At 71.8% G+C, this 15,737-nt stretch carries 19 protein-coding genes; 12 read left to right on the top strand and 7 right to left on the bottom strand.

The annotated features are described in order from the left end of the window. Both G5C65_RS15670 and G5C65_RS15665 read left to right on the top strand, forming a co-directional pair. Nucleotides 1-1,180, top strand: a 1,180-nt coding sequence (locus G5C65_RS15670) for a cytochrome P450 (RefSeq protein WP_165299449.1), incomplete at its 5' end; no start/stop codon positions are given. 42 nt (nucleotides 1,181-1,222) lie between these two features. Continuing rightward, nucleotides 1,223-1,429 carry a ferredoxin gene (locus tag G5C65_RS15665; protein WP_165299448.1) on the top strand — a complete coding sequence of 69 codons (207 nt, stop codon included), beginning with the start codon at nucleotides 1,223-1,225 and terminating at the stop codon, nucleotides 1,427-1,429. Between the two features lie 70 nt (nucleotides 1,430-1,499). Here G5C65_RS15665 and G5C65_RS15660 read toward each other — a convergent pair whose 3' ends face one another. From G5C65_RS15660 to G5C65_RS15650, 3 genes are all read right to left on the bottom strand, one after another. Further along, a complete protein-coding gene (locus G5C65_RS15660) occupies nucleotides 1,500-1,931 on the bottom strand; it encodes a hypothetical protein (protein ID WP_165299447.1) in 432 nt (143 codons plus the stop codon). Nucleotides 1,932-2,052: 121 nt separating this feature from the next. Continuing rightward, the gene (locus G5C65_RS15655; protein WP_165299446.1) at nucleotides 2,053-2,271 is read right to left on the bottom strand and encodes a hypothetical protein; all 219 of its coding nucleotides are present in this window, start codon (nucleotides 2,269-2,271) and stop codon (nucleotides 2,053-2,055) included. Then, nucleotides 2,268-2,474 carry a hypothetical protein gene (locus G5C65_RS15650; RefSeq protein ID WP_165299445.1) on the bottom strand — a complete coding sequence of 69 codons (207 nt, stop codon included), beginning with the start codon at nucleotides 2,472-2,474 and terminating at the stop codon, nucleotides 2,268-2,270. Before G5C65_RS15650 ends, G5C65_RS15655 begins: the two co-directional genes overlap by 4 nt. Here G5C65_RS15650 and G5C65_RS15645 point away from each other — a divergent pair. Together G5C65_RS15645 and G5C65_RS15640 are read left to right on the top strand one after the other, a co-directional pair. Further along, complete coding sequence (locus tag G5C65_RS15645) at nucleotides 2,459-3,364, top strand: helix-turn-helix domain-containing protein (protein WP_338146416.1); 906 nt, start codon at nucleotides 2,459-2,461, stop codon at nucleotides 3,362-3,364. The genes G5C65_RS15650 and G5C65_RS15645 overlap by 16 nt on opposite strands. Further along, entirely contained in the window at nucleotides 3,274-3,612 is a 339-nt protein-coding gene (locus tag G5C65_RS15640; RefSeq protein ID WP_338146415.1) for a DUF397 domain-containing protein, read from the top strand. Before G5C65_RS15645 ends, G5C65_RS15640 begins: the two co-directional genes overlap by 91 nt. On the opposite strand, the gene G5C65_RS15635 is transcribed toward G5C65_RS15640, so the two are convergent. Then, nucleotides 3,579-4,715: an FAD-binding oxidoreductase gene (locus G5C65_RS15635; protein ID WP_338146414.1), complete on the bottom strand. Its 1,137-nt coding sequence runs from the start codon at nucleotides 4,713-4,715 to the stop codon at nucleotides 3,579-3,581. The genes G5C65_RS15640 and G5C65_RS15635 overlap by 34 nt on opposite strands. Before the next feature lie 20 nt (nucleotides 4,716-4,735). Continuing rightward, nucleotides 4,736-6,220: a phytoene desaturase family protein gene (locus tag G5C65_RS15630; RefSeq protein ID WP_165299450.1), complete on the bottom strand. Its 1,485-nt coding sequence runs from the start codon at nucleotides 6,218-6,220 to the stop codon at nucleotides 4,736-4,738. A 131-nt stretch (nucleotides 6,221-6,351) separates the two neighbouring features. Here G5C65_RS15630 and G5C65_RS15625 point away from each other — a divergent pair, with 131 nt between their 5' ends. Further along, a complete protein-coding gene (locus G5C65_RS15625) occupies nucleotides 6,352-6,915 on the top strand; it encodes a PadR family transcriptional regulator (protein ID WP_165299442.1) in 564 nt (187 codons plus the stop codon). 42 nt (nucleotides 6,916-6,957) lie between these two features. Here the strand turns inward: G5C65_RS15625 and G5C65_RS15620 are convergent, their stop codons facing one another. After that, complete coding sequence (locus tag G5C65_RS15620) at nucleotides 6,958-7,584, bottom strand: TetR/AcrR family transcriptional regulator (protein ID WP_165299441.1); 627 nt, start codon at nucleotides 7,582-7,584, stop codon at nucleotides 6,958-6,960. 106 nt (nucleotides 7,585-7,690) lie between these two features. On the opposite strand from G5C65_RS15620, the gene G5C65_RS15615 reads away from it, so the two are divergent. Next, nucleotides 7,691-8,908, top strand: coding sequence for a cytochrome P450 (locus G5C65_RS15615; RefSeq protein ID WP_165299440.1), 1,218 nt, complete (start codon nucleotides 7,691-7,693; stop codon nucleotides 8,906-8,908). Between the two features lie 104 nt (nucleotides 8,909-9,012). On the opposite strand, the gene G5C65_RS15610 is transcribed toward G5C65_RS15615, so the two are convergent. Beyond that, nucleotides 9,013-10,470 carry an arylsulfotransferase family protein gene (locus G5C65_RS15610; RefSeq protein WP_165299439.1) on the bottom strand — a complete coding sequence of 486 codons (1,458 nt, stop codon included), beginning with the start codon at nucleotides 10,468-10,470 and terminating at the stop codon, nucleotides 9,013-9,015. Between the two features lie 121 nt (nucleotides 10,471-10,591). On the opposite strand from G5C65_RS15610, the gene G5C65_RS15605 reads away from it, so the two are divergent. From G5C65_RS15605 to G5C65_RS15580, 6 genes are all read left to right on the top strand, one after another. Further along, entirely contained in the window at nucleotides 10,592-11,134 is a 543-nt protein-coding gene (locus G5C65_RS15605) for an orotate phosphoribosyltransferase (protein ID WP_165299438.1), read from the top strand. Between the two features lie 192 nt (nucleotides 11,135-11,326). Next, nucleotides 11,327-12,358 carry a class II fructose-bisphosphate aldolase gene (fbaA, locus tag G5C65_RS15600; RefSeq protein WP_165299437.1) on the top strand — a complete coding sequence of 344 codons (1,032 nt, stop codon included), beginning with the start codon at nucleotides 11,327-11,329 and terminating at the stop codon, nucleotides 12,356-12,358. Nucleotides 12,359-12,448: 90 nt separating this feature from the next. Next, complete coding sequence (locus G5C65_RS15595) at nucleotides 12,449-12,862, top strand: DUF3151 domain-containing protein (protein ID WP_165299436.1); 414 nt, start codon at nucleotides 12,449-12,451, stop codon at nucleotides 12,860-12,862. Between the two features lie 224 nt (nucleotides 12,863-13,086). Continuing rightward, on the top strand, nucleotides 13,087-13,932 hold the full coding sequence (locus tag G5C65_RS15590) for a tryptophan 2,3-dioxygenase family protein (protein WP_165299435.1): 846 nt from the start codon (nucleotides 13,087-13,089) through the stop codon (nucleotides 13,930-13,932). Next, the gene (gene kynU, locus G5C65_RS15585) at nucleotides 13,925-15,202 is read left to right on the top strand and encodes a kynureninase (RefSeq protein WP_165299434.1); all 1,278 of its coding nucleotides are present in this window, start codon (nucleotides 13,925-13,927) and stop codon (nucleotides 15,200-15,202) included. The genes G5C65_RS15590 and kynU overlap by 8 nt, the downstream gene beginning before the upstream one ends. 50 nt (nucleotides 15,203-15,252) lie before the next feature. Continuing rightward, on the top strand, nucleotides 15,253-15,737 hold a 485-nt coding region (locus tag G5C65_RS15580), incomplete at its 3' end, for an alpha/beta hydrolase (protein ID WP_165299433.1).

Raw genomic sequence — 15,737 nt, 5'->3', positions numbered from 1 at the left:
CGCCTACCCCCGCGACCGCACCTGCCCCTACCACCTGCCCGAGCCGTACGACCGCCTGCGGGAGGAGGGGGGTTCGCTGCACCGGGTCACCCTCTACGACGGCCGGGAGGCATGGGTGGTGACCGGTCATGAGACGGCCCGCGCCCTCCTGACCGACCCCCGCCTCTCCTCCGACCGCAGGCGCGCGGACTTCCCCTTCGTCGCGCCCCGGGTCAAGGGCGTACAGGACATCGAGCCCGCCTTCATCGCCCTGGACCCGCCCGAGCACGGGAAGCAGCGGCGCAGGGCCATCAAGGAGTTCACGGTCCGGCGGATCAGGGCCATGCGGCCGGACATCGAGCGCATCGTGCACGGCTTCCTGGACGACATGATCGCCGCGGGGCCGCCCGCCGACCTCGTCAGCCGGCTCTCGCTGCCGGTTCCGGCCATGGTGATCTGCCGGATACTCGGCGTGCCCTACGCCGACCACGACTTCTTCCAGGACGCCAGCAGACGGCTCGTCCAGTCGCAGACCGAGGAGGAGGCGCGGGCTGCGCGCAAGGAGCTGGCGCGCTACCTGGACGGGCTGCTCGACAGCGCGCGGGGAGAGCCCGGCGCGGGGCTGCTGGGCGCCATGGTCACCGAGTACCTGGATCAGGGCACAGCCCGCCGCGAGGAGCTGGTGGCGGCGGCGATCCTGCTGCTGGTCGCCGGGCACGAGACCACCGCGTCGATGACCTCGCTCAGCGTCATCACCCTGCTCGACCACCCCGAGCAGCTCGCCGCGCTGCGGGCCGACCCCTCCCTGATGCCGGGCGCGGTCGAGGAGTTGCTGCGCCTCCTCGCCATCGCCGACAGCGCCAGCAGCCGCTACGCTACGGAGGACATCGAGATCGACGGCCAGCTCATCCGGGCAGGAGAGGGCGTCATCGTCACCCACTCCATGGCGAACCGGGACGGTGCGGCCTTCCCGGACCCGGACGCCTTCGACATCCGCCGCGACGCCCGCCACCACCTGTCCTTCGGCTACGGCGTGCACCAGTGCCTCGGCCAGAACCTGGCCCGGCTCGAACTGGAGGTCGTCCTCACAGCGCTGTTCGACCGCCTGCCGAACCTGCGCCTGGCGGTCCCGGCCGAGCGGCTGGAGCTGCGCCCGGCCCACACGATCCAGGGCGTGAACGAACTCCCGGTCACCTGGTGAGCGGGAGCGTACAGCGAACGGAGCAACCGTGAGGGGAACCCCATGACGAACGCGACCACACGGGTCACGGCCGACCGGGAGATCTGCGTCGGAGCCGGCATGTGCGCACTGACCGCGCCTGCGGTGTTCGACCAGGACGACGACGGCATCGTCACCGTCCTGGCCGCCGAGCCGGACGGCGACGCCAGGGCCGCGGCACGCAAGGCCGCGACGCTCTGCCCCTCGGGCGCGGTCCGCGTCACCGAGTAGTACGGACCGACCGTCCACGCGGCACGCCTGCCGGGTGCCGCGTGGACGGGACCGGGGACCGGCGGTCCGGCTACTTCTTGTGGTGGATTGTCACCACTGGGCACTCCACTTCGTCGCGGCAGGTCTTGTGTTTGGTCCACAGCATCTGGCCGCTTGTGGCGAGGAACTTGACGTTCGCCCTGTTCTGCCAGCCGGAGTCGTAGCCGTTCTTGGTCCGGAACTTGACCCAGGCGTGCCCCGAGCAGCCACCTGCTGACTTCCAGGTCACCGCCCACTTGTTGCTGCTCAGCGCCCAGTATTTGCAGCTTCCTCTGGACAGGTTGTACGTGTTCGAGACGTGCGCGATTCCGGGAGCGGATTCCTTGAGCGCCGCGAGGGGAGCGGCATCCGCCGGCTGCGACGACTCCGCCTTCCCCTCGCCCTCCGCGGTCACCGCCGTGGCGGTCATCGGCGTCATCAGCGCGAACGCGCCGATGAGGACCGCTGCCATGCGTATACGCATACGAGTTCCCCCTGGTTTGATCGGTCGTCGTGCGGGGCCGCCGACTGTGCGGCGTGCCCTGACAGTGCCGTTGCTCCCCCGGCTGTGGCGAGGCCGCTCCAGGCCACCTTCCAGCGCAGGATCATGGCCCGATGCGGGGGCTGTCGTGGCCCGGGCGCCGGTGCCGGGGGCAGGCGCAGGGCGGGTACGCGCAGGGGTTGCCGATCTCGGGCGGCGGCAGCCACGGCTCCTGCTCCACGACGCTGAGCGTGCGCACGGGCAACCGGTCCCCCGTGTCCGCCGCCACGCGGTAGATCCGGATCGTCATCCGGTGCGTGGCCCACTCGTTCCTCGGGCTCACGCCCGCTCCCGGATCCAGCGCGCCAGCGCGAACACGGTCACCGCCGAGGCGCCGCCCAGCTCGACGTGCGCCTGCCCCATCACGGGGAAGCCGCCGTTCAGCGACGGCAGCTTGCAGCCGGTCAGCGCGAGCGCCTCCGCCAGCTCTTCGGCGGCCCGCCGCCCAACCGCGAGGGCGGTCTCCGGAGTTGTTTCCTCGTTCATGCCGTCCACGGTCGCGGCTCCGGGCTAGGCTGAAAAGTAATCAAGCCGTCACAGAGCGCTGCTGTGGAGGGGTCGCCTTGTCCGAGCCCACGCCGTCACCCCTGGTCCGAGCCGTTGGCAACCAGTTGCGCCGCTGGCGCGAGCACCGAGGGCTGTCCCGCGAGGACGTGGGCGACAAGACCGGCTTCTCGGGCTCGGCGATCGGCGCGTTCGAGCGCGGCGAGCGGATTCCTGACGGCCCGGCCATCCGCTCCCTCGACGCCGCGCTGGACGCCCACCAGGTCATGGCCGTCCTCGCGGACGACATGGACCAGGAGGAGTACCCGAAGAAGAAGTTCGGCGAACTGTTCCGGCTGGAGGCCGGTGCGGTGAGTCTGAGTACGTACTCGACCGGCGTCATTCACGGGCTGCTCCAGACGGAGGCGTATGCCCGTGCGGTGTTCGAGGCGGTCGTACCGCAGTTCAGCGAAGACGAGGTTGAACGCCTACTTGCCGAACGTCTTGCCCGGCAGGCCCTCTTCGCCCGCGAACCGGCTCCCATCCTCTGCTTCGTCCTGGATGAAGCCGTACTGCTGCGCCGCACCGGCGGCAGGGAGGTCATGCGAGAGCAGATCCAGTACCTTCTGGAGGTCGGCAAGCTCAAGCACGTCCGGATCTCGGTGCTGCCCTTCGGTTGCGAAGAACCGGTGGACTCAGATGGACCCATGACCCTGCTGGAGACGCCGGAGCACCGCATGCTTGGCTACACCGAGGTCCAGGGCGAGAGCACGCTGGTCTCGGACAGGAAAGAGGTGAACCCGTGGCTGCACCGTTACGGCATGATCCGTATGCACGCGCTGCCGCCTGCGGACTCTGCTCGCCTCATCCAACGCCGTCTGGAGGAACTGTGAGAACAGAACTGACCTGGTTCAAGTCGAGCTACAGCGGCGGGCAGGGAGGCGAATGCCTCGAAGCCGCCCTCGCCTGGCGTGAGTCGACACACAGGTGCGCGTCCATCCACATCCGCGACTCCAAGAACCCCGACGGGCCCGCGCTCGCTCTCTCGCCCGCCGCCTGGACGTCTTTCCTCGCCCACACCACCCACCACCGCACCGGATCAGGGGGTCAGACGTCGAGTTCGACGTCGGTGATCGGGTAGGCGACACAGGAATGGGTGTAGCCGAACTTCTCGTCGGATAGCCGCAGTCGGGCTTCCTCGGCGGCGTGGACGGTGCCCTTGACGACCCGGACGCGGCACAGGCTGCACTCGCCGGAGCGGCAGGCCGCTTCGGGGCGGATGCCCTGGTCCTCCAGGGCGTCGAGGAGCGGCCGGTCGCGGCGGGTGCGGAAGCTCTGGCCGCGCGCGGTGACCGTGACCTCGGTGTCGGGCGCGGTGTCCGCGGGCCAGTGCGGCTGCGCTGTCGGGTCCGCGGGGGCGCCGTTGGCCTCGAAGCGGATCCGGCGGGGCGGGTGGCCGAGCTCCGCGAGCTGGGCGAGGGCGTACGGGTAGAGGGCCTGGGGCCCGCACACGTACACCATGCGTCCGTCGAGCGGCCCGGCCAGGGTTTCGATCAGGCTTGCGGTGAGGAATCCGGTCGGCCCCGCCCACTGGGGGCCGGGGTCGGCGATGACGTGGTCGACGCGGATGTTCGGATGCTTCGCGGCCAGCGCGTCGAGCTCGTCCCGGAAGAGGACGTCGTCGGCGGAGCGCGAGCCGTAGAGGAGGTGGAAGCGGCGGTCGAGTCCGTGGTCGAGGATGTCGCGGATCATGCTCATCGCCGGTGCGACGCCGGAGCCTCCGGCGAGGAAGACGACGTCGTCGCCGTGGAAGAGCGGGTTGTGGTGGAAGGTGCCCATCGGGCCGGTGGTGACGAGGGTGTGGCCGGGGGCCACGGTGTCCACCAGGTGGTTGCTGATCCGGCCGCCGGGGACCCGCCGGACGGTCAGGTCCCAGTGGTCGGCCCGGGCGGGGCTGGAGGAGATCGCGTACGCGCGGCTGGTGCCGTCCGCGAACACCGTCACGTACTGTCCGGCGAGGAAGGGCGGCAGGTCGGTGCCGTCGGGGCGGCGGAGCCGGAACGTGGCGGTGCTCGGGGTCTCGGTGACCACGTCGGTGACCGTGAGGGACAGCCGCGCGGGGTGGTAGGTGTCGAGGATCCGGCGGGTGGCGGCGGTGTGGTCGGCGGTGTCCGCGGGACGCCGGTCGATCTCCGCCTGGACGGCGTCGTGACCGTCGAAGAGGGGCGCGAGAGCGTGCTTCACTGGTGACTCCCAGGGTCTCGTCAGGCGGGCTGGGCGTGCAGGAGGTTGCGGGCGACGCGGTGGCCGGCCTCAAGGGTGGGCTGGAAGCCGCCGAACCCTGCCCAGGAGCCGGCGAGATGGAGCCCGGGTACGCCCGGGTCGCGGAGGCTGTCGCGGAAGAGCCAGTTCTCGGTGCGGTCCTGGTCGTATCCGTAGATCGCGCCGCCCGGATGGCCGAGGTAGCGGGCCATCGTCAGCGGTGTGGCGACGTCGACCTCCTCGATCGCGTCGCGGATGCCGGGGACGACCGCCTCGGCGCGGTCGAGAAGGGTCTCGGCGTAGGCGAACTTGGCCTTCGCGTACTCGGCCGGTGAGAGCTTCTCCCACAGGTCGCTGTACTGGAGGGTCATGAGGCCCACATGGGTGGTCCCGGAGGGGGCGAAGCCGATCGGGGCGACGTCGTAGGACGAGAGGCAGATGCCGCGAGCGGGCTCCAGGGTGTGGTACGCGGCGTAGGTGCGCTCGTCGTCGGTGTCGGCGTTGACGAAGGTGGTGCTGGTGGTGAAGCCGAGCTCGGCGGGGGTGGCGTCGAGTCCCATGTGCAGGATGAAGCCGGAGACGCCGACCCGGCGGGTGGCGAGGTCGGTGCGGATGCGGTGCGGGACGGCGGACGCGTCGAGCATGCCGTACGTGACGGGGAGCGAGGCGTTCGAGACGACCTCGCGGGCCGAGACCTCCTCGCCGTCGTCGAGGCGGACCCCGACGGCCCGGCCGCGCTCGGTGCGGATCCCGGTGACCGCCGTGTTGAAGCGGACCTCGCCGCCGGCGTCGAGGAAGGAGTCGAGGATGGCGGTGGACATGGCCTGTGAACCGCCCCTGACGTGCCAGGGCTTGAACTCCAGGTAGGCGAAGAGCGTCACCGCCAGGTCCTGGAAGGCGAGCCGGGACGGCGGCTGGCCGAGATACACCCAGTAGGCGGCGAGCACCGACTTGATGCCCGGGTCGTCGAAGTGCTCGTCGAGGACGTCCCCGAGCGGGCGCAGGCCCTGCCGGAAGAGGACCGGGTTGATGTCGTCGCCCGGCAGCCCGCGCATGGCGGCGATCTGCCAGAACGCGACGTTCCTGAGGAGCTTGAAGAAGCGCTCGATCCGGTCCCGGTTGCCGGGGAACGCCTCTTCCAGGGCGTCGGCGGCCCCGGCCCAGTCGGCGGGCAGGGTCACGTCGTGCTGCCCGGGGACGACGGCCCGGTACAGGTCCTCCTCCTGTACGAAGTCGATCCGGTCGGAGACCCCCAGCTTGTTGAAGAGCCCCCGCAGGGTGAAGCCCTGGCCCTCCAGTCCGACCCCGGACAGCTGGTGCAGGGCGACCTCGAACTCGTACCGGCCGCGCCGGAAGGAGGTGGCGCAGCCGCCCGGCACGTTGTGCCGCTCGACCAGCAGCGTGCGCAGCCCGGCCCGCTGGAGCGTGGCGGCGGCGGTGAGCCCGGCGTTGCCGGCTCCGATGACGACGGCGTCGACGTCGGTCATGGTCCGCACGACATCCCCCTTACTCACTTAATTGAATAGGTGCATTGGAGAGTAGAGTCGTGCCGTGCGGGTTGTCCACCCCCCGAGGTAGTCACATCCATGACTAGTCAACGATGCGATACTCTGCGTTCATGGCATTGCGTCACGCGGTGATGGCCGCGCTCCTCGAAGGGGAGGCGTCCGGATACGACCTGGCCAAGGGCTTCGACGCCTCCGTCGCGAACTTCTGGATGACCGCCCCGCAGCAGCTCTACCGGGAGCTCGACCGGATGGAGCGCGAGGGGCTCATCGCCGCACGGGTCGTCGAGCAGGAGCGCCGGCCGAACAAGCGCCTCTTCTCGCTCACCGAGGCCGGCATGTCAGCCGTGCGCGCCTACGCCGCCGAACCGTCGGGCAAGCCGACGGCCATCCGCGACGACCTCCTGGTCAAGGTGCACTGCGCGGACGTCGGGGACATCGAGGCCGTACGAGCGGCGATCACCGAACGCATGAAGTGGGCCGCCGCCAAGCTCGCCCGGTACGAACGGTTGCAGGACCACCTCCTGAAGGGGCGGACGGAGGACGAGTACTGCGCCCAGGCCGAACGGGTCGGGCCGTACCTGACGCTGCTGCGCGGCATGGCCTTCGAGAGGGAGAACCTCCAGTGGGGCGAGACCGCCCTCCGCCTGCTCGAACGACGCACGACGGCGACGTGATCCAGGGGGCGGGCGGCAAGCCGGCGCAAAGGCCCTGGCGCCCTAGCGGGGGGCCAGCACCAGCGGCAGATAGACCTCGTCGACGAGCCCGGTGAGCACGCTGTCCGCGATCGGCGCCCCGTGCAGCAGGTAGTGGCTGAGCAGCAGTTCGATGGCGACGTTGGCGCGCCGTGAGCCGGGAATCCACGGCTCGATCTCGCCGCGCTCGACGGCGCGCCGCAGCGCCCGCTGGATCGCCTTGGGGCCGGTGGCGTGGGCGCGTTCCCGTACCACCCTGGCGAATTCGGGGTCCCGCACGATCTCCGAGAGCAGGCCGCGGAAGATGTCGCCGTGCGGCCCCGCCATGTTGTCCGCCTGGGACCGCAGTACGGCGATGACGTCGGTGCGCAGGCACCCGGTGTCGGGCGGCTCCGGCGCGCTGTGGCGCAGCGCCTTCCAGGCGTCGACGACGAGTTCGGCGCGGTCGGGCCACCGCCGGTACAGCGCGGCCTTGCCGGTGCGGGCCCGCGCGGCCACGCGCTCCATGGTCAGCCCGGCGTACCCGGTCTCGGCGAGCTCGTCCAGGGCGGCCGCCAGGATGGCGTTCTCCAGCGTACGGCCGCGGCGGCGCGGACCCCTGCGGTGGTCGCTGTCCGCCGGGACCGGCGGGTCCTGGGGAATCGGAGGCATGGATTCCAGCCATTCGTCGTCTGTCCGTTGTGTGCCTCGGACACCTCACCCTAGCCTCAATTTAGAGAACAGACCGTTCTTTAAATTCGAGGGCTCCGAGGTACCGATGACCGAGACTGCGACACCCGGGGCGGAGGCCCCCGCGTATCCCAGCGACCGCACCTGCCCCTACCGCCTGCCCGAGCAGTACAACAGCCTGCGGGGGGAGGGCGACTCGCTGCGCCGGGTCACCCTCTACGACGGCCGGCAGGCATGGGTCGTGACCCGCCTTGAGACGGCGCGCACCCTCCTGGCCGACCCCCGCCTCTCGTCCGACCGGAAGCGCGACGAGTTCCCCGCCCTCTCGCCCCGGTTCCGGGCGGCCGCACGGGACGGCTCCCCCTCCTTCCTCGGCATGGACCCGCCCGAGCACGGGAGGCACCGGCGCATGGCCATCAAGGAGTTCACGGTCCGGCGGGTCAGGGCCATGCGGCCCGACATCGAGGACATCGTGCACGGGCTGCTGGACGACATGGTCGACGCGGGGCCGCCCGCCGACCTCGTCACCCGGTTCTCGCTGCCGATCCCGACCCTGGTGATCTGCCGGCTGCTCGGCGTTCCCTACGCCGACCACGACTACTTCCAGGACGCCAGCATGCGGTTCTTCCAGGCGCAGGCCGAGGAGGGCGCACGGGCGGCGAGCCGCGAACTGGACCGCTACCTGGGAGGGCTGCTCGACAGCGCGCGGCGCGAGCCGGGCGAGGGGCTGGTGGGCACCCTGGCCGCCGAGTACCTGGAGCCGGGCACCGCCACCCGCGAGGAGCTGGTGGCGACGGCGCGACTGCTGCTGGTGGCCGGGCACGAGACGACCGCGTCGATGACCTCGCTCAGCGTCATCACCCTGCTCGACCACCCCGAGCAGCTCGCAGCCCTGCGGGCCGACCCCTCCCTGATGCCGGGCGCGGTCGAGGAGCTGCTGCGCCTCCTGTCCATCGCCGACGCCGCCAGCGGTCGCTACGCCACGGACGACATAGAGATCGACGGCCACGTCATCCGGGCAGGAGAGGGCGTGCTCGTCACCTCCTCCCTCGCGAACCGGGACGGCGCGGCCTTCCCCGAGCCGGACGCCTTCGACATCCGCCGCGACGCCCGCCACCACCTTGCCTTCGGCTACGGCGTGCACCAGTGCCTCGGCCAGAACCTGGCCCGGCTCGAACTGGAGGTGGCCCTCACAGCGCTGTTCGCCCGCCTGCCGGACCTGCGCCTGGCGGTCCCGGCCGAGCAGCTGAAACTCCGGCCGGGCAATACGATCCAGGGCGTGAACGAACTCCCGGTCACCTGGTGAGCGAGAGCGTGCGGCGAACGGAGCGACCGCGAGGGCCAGGTCTCCGGACCTGAAAGTCTGTCCCGGCAGCTTCAGGAAAGTGCCCTCTTCACCGTCCCCCGCCCCTACCGCTTCACCGTCCGCTCCGTGAGGACCTTGCCCTCGGCGTCCAGCGCCGCGACGGAAGCGGAACCGGAACCGGAATCGGGGAGTTTCGCGCGGGTCTCGAAGCCGTCCTTGCGGACCGTCTTCACCTCGTCCCCGGCGCGGATCCGCCATCGCTCGACCTCCGTCGCCCCGTTCCAGCTCATCGCGACGCCGTCGCCGCGGACCCGGACGGCAGGGGCGGTGTCCGGGGTGCCCTTCCAGTCGGCGCGTTCGGCGCGGTACGAGAAGTAGTCCTCGGGGAAGGCCCCGGCCCACACCGGGTCGGCGCCCTCGAACTCCGCCATGACGCCGGTCTCGCCGTAGCTGACCAGCTGGTTGCCGCCTGCCATCTCGCGGCTGGAGCCGACGTAGGAGCCGTACTCCGGCGGGTTCGGCTGGAGGTCGCGGGTCAGCTTCGCCGTCATCCGCTCCTCGTCCAGCTCGTAGACGGCGCCCCGGGACACCGGGGGGTCGGCCAGGTTGCCGTTGTCGAAGACGGAGAGGCTGGGGGTACCTCCCGGGCCGCCAGGCCCAGGGGGACCGTCGCGCAGCCGCCGCGCGTCGTGCTGGAAGCTGAACGCGTCCGCGAGGCTGCCCACGCTGAAGTCGCTGTTCTTCCCGCCGAGCCGCCACTCGATCTTCCCGCTGCCCTTGTCGATCTTGTAGACGGTGCTGCTGTGCCGGGCGCTGGCCAGCAGGGTGCCGTCGTCCTCGTAGGCGAGGGAGTTGACGTGCACGTAGTCGACGGTCGGTGTGTCGAGGGAGACCTGGGTCTCGGTGAGCGGGATGTGGTCGAGGGCGCTCCACTCGAAGGTGACCTCGCCCGTCTCGATGTCCTGTTCCTGGATCACCGCGTCGGTGACGGTGCCGTCCTTCGGCCCGCCGTGCTCGCTCAGGTCGTACGGCACCGGGTCGTAGCTCATCAGCAGCACCCGCTTGCCGTCCGGGCTGATCCGGAAGTCGTGGACGTCCGTGGAGTAGCCGCCCTTCATGGCGAACGAGGCGACCTCCTGGTAGGAGGTGTCCAGCAGGACGTAGCGGCCCTGGCCGCCGACGCCCCGGTAGACGCTCAGCACGGGCTCGCCCCGGTAGCGGGTGGCCTCCAGGTTGGTGTAGACACCGTCCTTCCACCACACGAGGTCGCCGTTGTTGTCGTAGATGCCGATGCCGCCCGTGCTGTCGGTGCCCGGGGTGGTGAGCAGCAGGCGGTCGTCCTCGCGGCCGGTGCGGATGGTGGACAGCGCGGGCGCCTCGGCCGCGAGGCCGGGGCGGGAGCGGAAGGTCTCGTGCTCCTGGGAGGGGCGCGGGGGCCGGCGTACGTCTCCGTCCCGGTCGCCGTCGTCCGCGCGGGCGGCGGCGGTCAGCGGAGCGAGGAGCAGCGCGGTGGCGGCCAGCGCGGCCGCGGCGCCCTTGCGGGTACGTCTCATGGAGTCCATACCTCTCTTCCTCCTGGGGGTGGCGGCCCGGATCGTACGGCGTGGGCATGCCATAGAGAAGCCCCCCGGAGCCCCCCCGGAGACCCCTGGGCCCCCGGGAGAACGCATACGCTGGGGCCTCATGAGCGATGACGTGCGCAGTGCGCTGCTGCGGCAGATCAAGGACAAGGCCGTGGTGCACGGCAGGGTGACCCTCTCCTCCGGCGCGGAGGCCGACTTCTACATCGACCTGCGCCAGATCACCCTGGACGGCACGGCGGCCCCGCTCGCCGGGCAGGTGATGCTGGACGCCACGGCGCACCTCGACTACGGGGCGGTGGGGGGCCTCACCCTCGGCGCCGACCCGGTCGCCACCTCGATGCTGCACGCCGCCGCCGCTCGCCGCCGCGCGCTGGACGCGTTCGTCGTGCGGAAGTCGGGCAAGGCGCACGGGCTGCAGCGCCGTATCGAGGGTCCGGATGTCGCGGGGCGCCGGGTGCTCGTCGTCGAGGACACCTCGACGACCGGCAACTCGCCGCTGACGGCGGTGGAGGCGGTGCGCGAGGCGGGCGGCGAGGTCGTCGCGGTGGCGACGCTCGTCGAGCGCGGGGCCGCCCCGGCGATGGAGCGGGCCGGTGTTCCGTACGTATACGCGTTCGATTTGAACGATCTCGGGCTCGCCTGAGCCGGTCCCTGCGGTCCCGGCTGTTTCACGTGGAACGTGCTGGAGCGGCGGCGCCCGGCCGTACGGGCCTCGTGAACGTGTGAACCGCCGTCCGGAGCATGCGGCGGGGTCTGGAAAGATGGGGCCGTCGATGATGACGTCGCGCCGAATTCCAGGCTCACCGGACGAACCACACACCCAAGGAGCGGTCTGATGCCCATCGCAACCCCCGAGGTCTACGCCGAGATGCTCGATCGGGCGAAGGCGGGCAAGTTCGCCTACCCCGCCATCAACGTCACGTCGTCGCAGACGCTGCACGCCGCGCTGCGCGGCTTCGCCGAGGCGGAGAGCGACGGCATCGTGCAGATTTCCACGGGCGGAGCCGAGTTCCTGGGCGGCCAGTACGACAAGGACATGGTGACCGGCGCGGTGGCGCTGGCCGAGTTCGCGCACATCGTCGCCAAGAAGTACCCGGTCAACATCGCCCTGCACACCGACCACTGCCCCAAGGACAAGCTGGACGGCTATGTGCGGCCGCTGCTCGCCGTCTCCCAGGAGCGCGTCGACCGCGGCGAGGACCCGCTCTTCCAGTCCCACATGTGGGACGGCTCCGCCGAGACCCTCAAGGACAACCTGGAGATCGGCCGGGACCTGCTCACCAGGGCCGCCGCCGCCAGGATCATCCTGGAGGTCGAGATCACCCCGACCGGCGGCGAGGAGGACGGCGTCAGCCACGAGATCAACGACGAGCTGTACACCACGGTCGACGACGCGGTGCGCACCGCCGAGGCGCTGGGCCTGGGCGAGAAGGCCCGCTACCTGCTGGCCGCCTCCTTCGGCAACGTGCACGGCGTCTACAAGCCGGGCAACGTCGTGCTCCGCCCGGAGCTGCTCAAGGACCTCCAGGACGGCGTCGCGGCGAAGTACGAGCTGCCCGCGGGCAGCCAGCCGTTCGACTTCGTCTTCCACGGCGGTTCCGGCTCCACCGAGCAGGAGATCGCCACCGCGCTGGAGAACGGCGTGGTGAAGATGAACCTCGACACCGACACCCAGTACGCCTTCACCCGCCCCGTCGCGGACCACATGTTCCGCAACTACGACGGCGTGCTGAAGGTCGACGGCGAGGTCGGCAACAAGAAGGTCTACGACCCGCGCAGCTGGGGCAAGGCCGCCGAGAAGGGCATGGCCGAGCGCGTCGAGCTCGCCTGCACCCACCTCCGCTCGGCCGGCGCCAAGCTGAAGTAGCGCACGTGCGCCCCGACCAGGCACGGCCGCGGTCGTGCCTGGTCGAGCACGCGTTCCAGGACCCGGAGCGGGCGGGGCACACTGGGACCCATGGCCATTCACGAAAATCTGCTGGGGGGACCTCCCCCGACCCACCTTCCCGACGACCCCGAGCCGCGTGAGCTGCTCGCCGCCGGGACGGACCCCGCCGAGGTCGCCGCGCGCTGTCCGGCGTCCTCGCTGGCGTGGGCGCAGCTCGCCGACGACGCGTTCCAGGCGGGCCGCACCGTCGAGTCGTACGCCTACGCCCGCACCGGATACCACCGCGGCCTCGACGCGCTGCGCCGCAGCGGCTGGAAGGGGCACGGCCCGGTGCCGTTCGAGCACGAGCCGAACCGCGGCTTCCTGCGCGCGCTGCACGCGCTGGCCCGCGCGGCGCGGGCGATCGGGGAGGACGAGGAGTACGAGCGCTGCTCGGCCTTTCTGAAGGAGAGCTCGCCCACCGCGGCGAGCACCCTGTCCTGAGGTTCTGAGGTTCTGAGGTTCTGAGGTTCTGAGGTTCTGAGGTACTGACGTACTGAGGTTCCCGAGGCCGCAGCGCGGCATATGCGCGAGGCCCGCTTGCCCCGGTGAGCGGGCCTCGCGCATCATCGCAGTGGGCCCTCTGCGGGCCCGAGGGGACCGGGGCTCCGATGCCGGAAAGGAAGGGGCGGACCGCTACCCGGTGGCTCACGTCGATGGAGACAGCGATGTCGCACGACCCCGACGACGTCCGGACGGTCCCGCAGGACCCGAATCTGGACTTCGCAGGCACCACCCCCTACGAGGACTACGTCCAGGCCGACGTCCTCACCCACCTCCAGCACCCGCTCTCCAGTGATCCGGGAGAGATGGCGTTCCTGGTCACCACGCAGGTGATGGAGCTGTGGTTCACCGTCCTGGTGCACGAGTGGGAGACCGCGGCCGGCGCGCTGCGGGACGACGACCCGGACACCGCGCTCAAGGCGCTGCGCCGCTCCGCGCAGGAGATGCGGGCGCTGAACGCCTCCTGGGAGCCGCTCGCGCATCTGACGCCCCCCGAGTTCAACTCCTACCGGAGCGCCCTCGGCGAGGGCTCCGGCTTCCAGTCCGCGATGTACCGGCGGCTGGAGTTCCTGCTCGGCGAGAAGTCCGCGTCCCTGCTGGTGCCGCACGAGGGCGCGCCCCGGGTGCACGCGGAGCTGGCGAAGGCGCTGCACGAGCCGTGCCTGTACGACGAGGTGCTGCGCCACCTCGCCCGGCGGCACGGCGCCGCCATCCCCGAGGACGTGCTCACCCGGGACGTCTCCCGGCGCTACGAGCCGAGCCCGGAGGTCGAGCAGGCGTGGGTGACGATCTACCAGGGCGCCCAGGACACCGTCCCGCACCGGCTGGGCGAGGCGCTGACCGAGGTCGCCGAGCTGGTGTGGCGCTGGCGCAACGACCATCTGGTCGCCACCCGCCGCGCGATGGGCGCCAAGACGGGCACGGGCGGCTCGTCGGGCGTCGCGTGGCTGGAGAAACGGGCCGCGAAGCCGGTGTTCCCGGAGCTGTGGACGGCGCGCAGCTATGTCTGACGCCGCCCCGCACACGGCCGGCGGCGCGCACACCGCCGATGGCGCGGCCGACGGCGGGCAGGCGCTGGTCCGCGAGGCCCGCGCCCTGGACGAGGCCGACGCGCTCGCGCCCGTACGCGACAGGTTCGCCCTCACCGACGGCACCGCCTACCTCGACGGCAACTCCCTGGGCGCCCTCCCGCTCCCGGTGCGCGACCGGCTCGCGCACGTCGTCGCCCACGAGTGGGGCGAGCTGCGCATCCGCTCCTGGAGCGAGTCCGGCTGGTGGGAGGCGCCCGAGCGGATCGGGGACCGTATCGCGCCCCTGATCGGCGCGGCCCCGGGGCAGACCGTGGTGGGCGACTCCACCAGCGTCAACGTCTTCAAGGCGACCGTCGGCGCGCTCCGGATCGCCGCGGCGGACGATCCGGCCCGCACCGAGCTGCTGGTGGACGCGGCGACGTTCCCCACCGACGGCTATATCGCCGAGTCGGCCGCGCGGATGACGGGGTGCGCGGTGCGCCCGGTCCCGGCCGCCGAGCTGCCCGGCGCGGTGGGGCCGGGCACGGCGGCCGTCCTCGTCAACCACGTCGACTACCGCACCGGCGAGCTGAACGACCTGCCGGCGCTGACCGCCGCGGCGCGCGCCGCCGGGGCGCGCACCGTGTGGGACCTGTGCCACAGCGCGGGCGCGCTGCCGGTCGGGCTGGACGAGCACGGCGTGGACTTCGCGGTGGGCTGCACGTACAAGTTCCTCAACGGCGGTCCCGGCGCCCCCGCGTTCCTCTATCTGCGCCGCGACCTCCAGCCCCGCTTCGACTCGCCGCTGCCCGGCTGGAACTCGCACGCGGACCCGTTCGCCATGGCGTCCGGCTACACCCCCGCCGAGGGGGCGCTGCGCGGCCGCGTGGGGACGCCGGACATCCTCTCCATGGCGGCGCTGGAAGAGGCGCTGACGGTGTGGGAGGAGGTGACGGTCGACGCGGTGCGGGCCAAGTCCCTGGCGCTCACGGACTTCTTCCTGCGCTGCGTGCGGGCGTACGCGGGGGAGCGCACGGCGGTGCGCGTCACCCCGCTCACCCCGGGCGAGCACGCGCGCCGGGGCAGCCAGGTCTCCCTCCTGTGCGATCCGGTGGACGCGGCGGGGCCGGTGATGGAGAAGCTGATCGCGCGCGGGGTGGTCGGGGACTTCCGCCGCCCCGGCGTACTCCGCTTCGGATTCACCCCGCTCTACACTGCGTTCAGGGACGCCGAGCGCGCGGCTCGCGTCCTGGGGGACGTCCTCGCATGACACACGGGCGCACGAGCGGCGGCCACGGCTGACGGGGGGGGGCAGCGCGTATGAACGACGCCGAGCGGAAGGCCCTGCTGGCGCTGTCGCCGGTGCCACCGGAGCGCCAGGAGCGGTACGGGCCGCACCCCTCCCAGGTCATCGACCTGTACGGGACGGACGCCGCGGGCCCGCGGATCGTCGTGCTGCACGGCGGGTTCTGGCGCGAGCAGTGGGACCGCACCCACCTCACGCCGTTCGCCGCCGCGCTGGCCGGGCGCGGCTTCCCGGTGGCGCTGGTCGAGTACCGGCGGGTGGGCGGGGACGGCGGCTGGCCCGCCACCGCCGAGGACGTGGCCGCCGCGCTGCGGCACCTCGGCGGCCCGGCCGGCGCGCTGGTGGGGCACTCGGCCGGGGGCCAGCTGGCGCTGTGGGCGGCTGCCCAGGGGGAGCACACGGCCGCCCGCGCGGTGGTCGTCGCCCCGGTCGCCGACCTCGCGCGCGCGCATGAGCTGCGGCTCAGCGACGGCGCTGTGGCCGCCTTCCTGGGCGGCGG

The sequence above is a fragment of the Streptomyces boncukensis genome, assembly GCF_011045075.1.
Lineage (GTDB): Bacteria > Actinomycetota > Actinomycetes > Streptomycetales > Streptomycetaceae > Streptomyces > Streptomyces boncukensis.
Note: the sequence above shows the minus strand (reverse complement) of the source record. Positions and strands in the feature narration are given on the sequence as shown.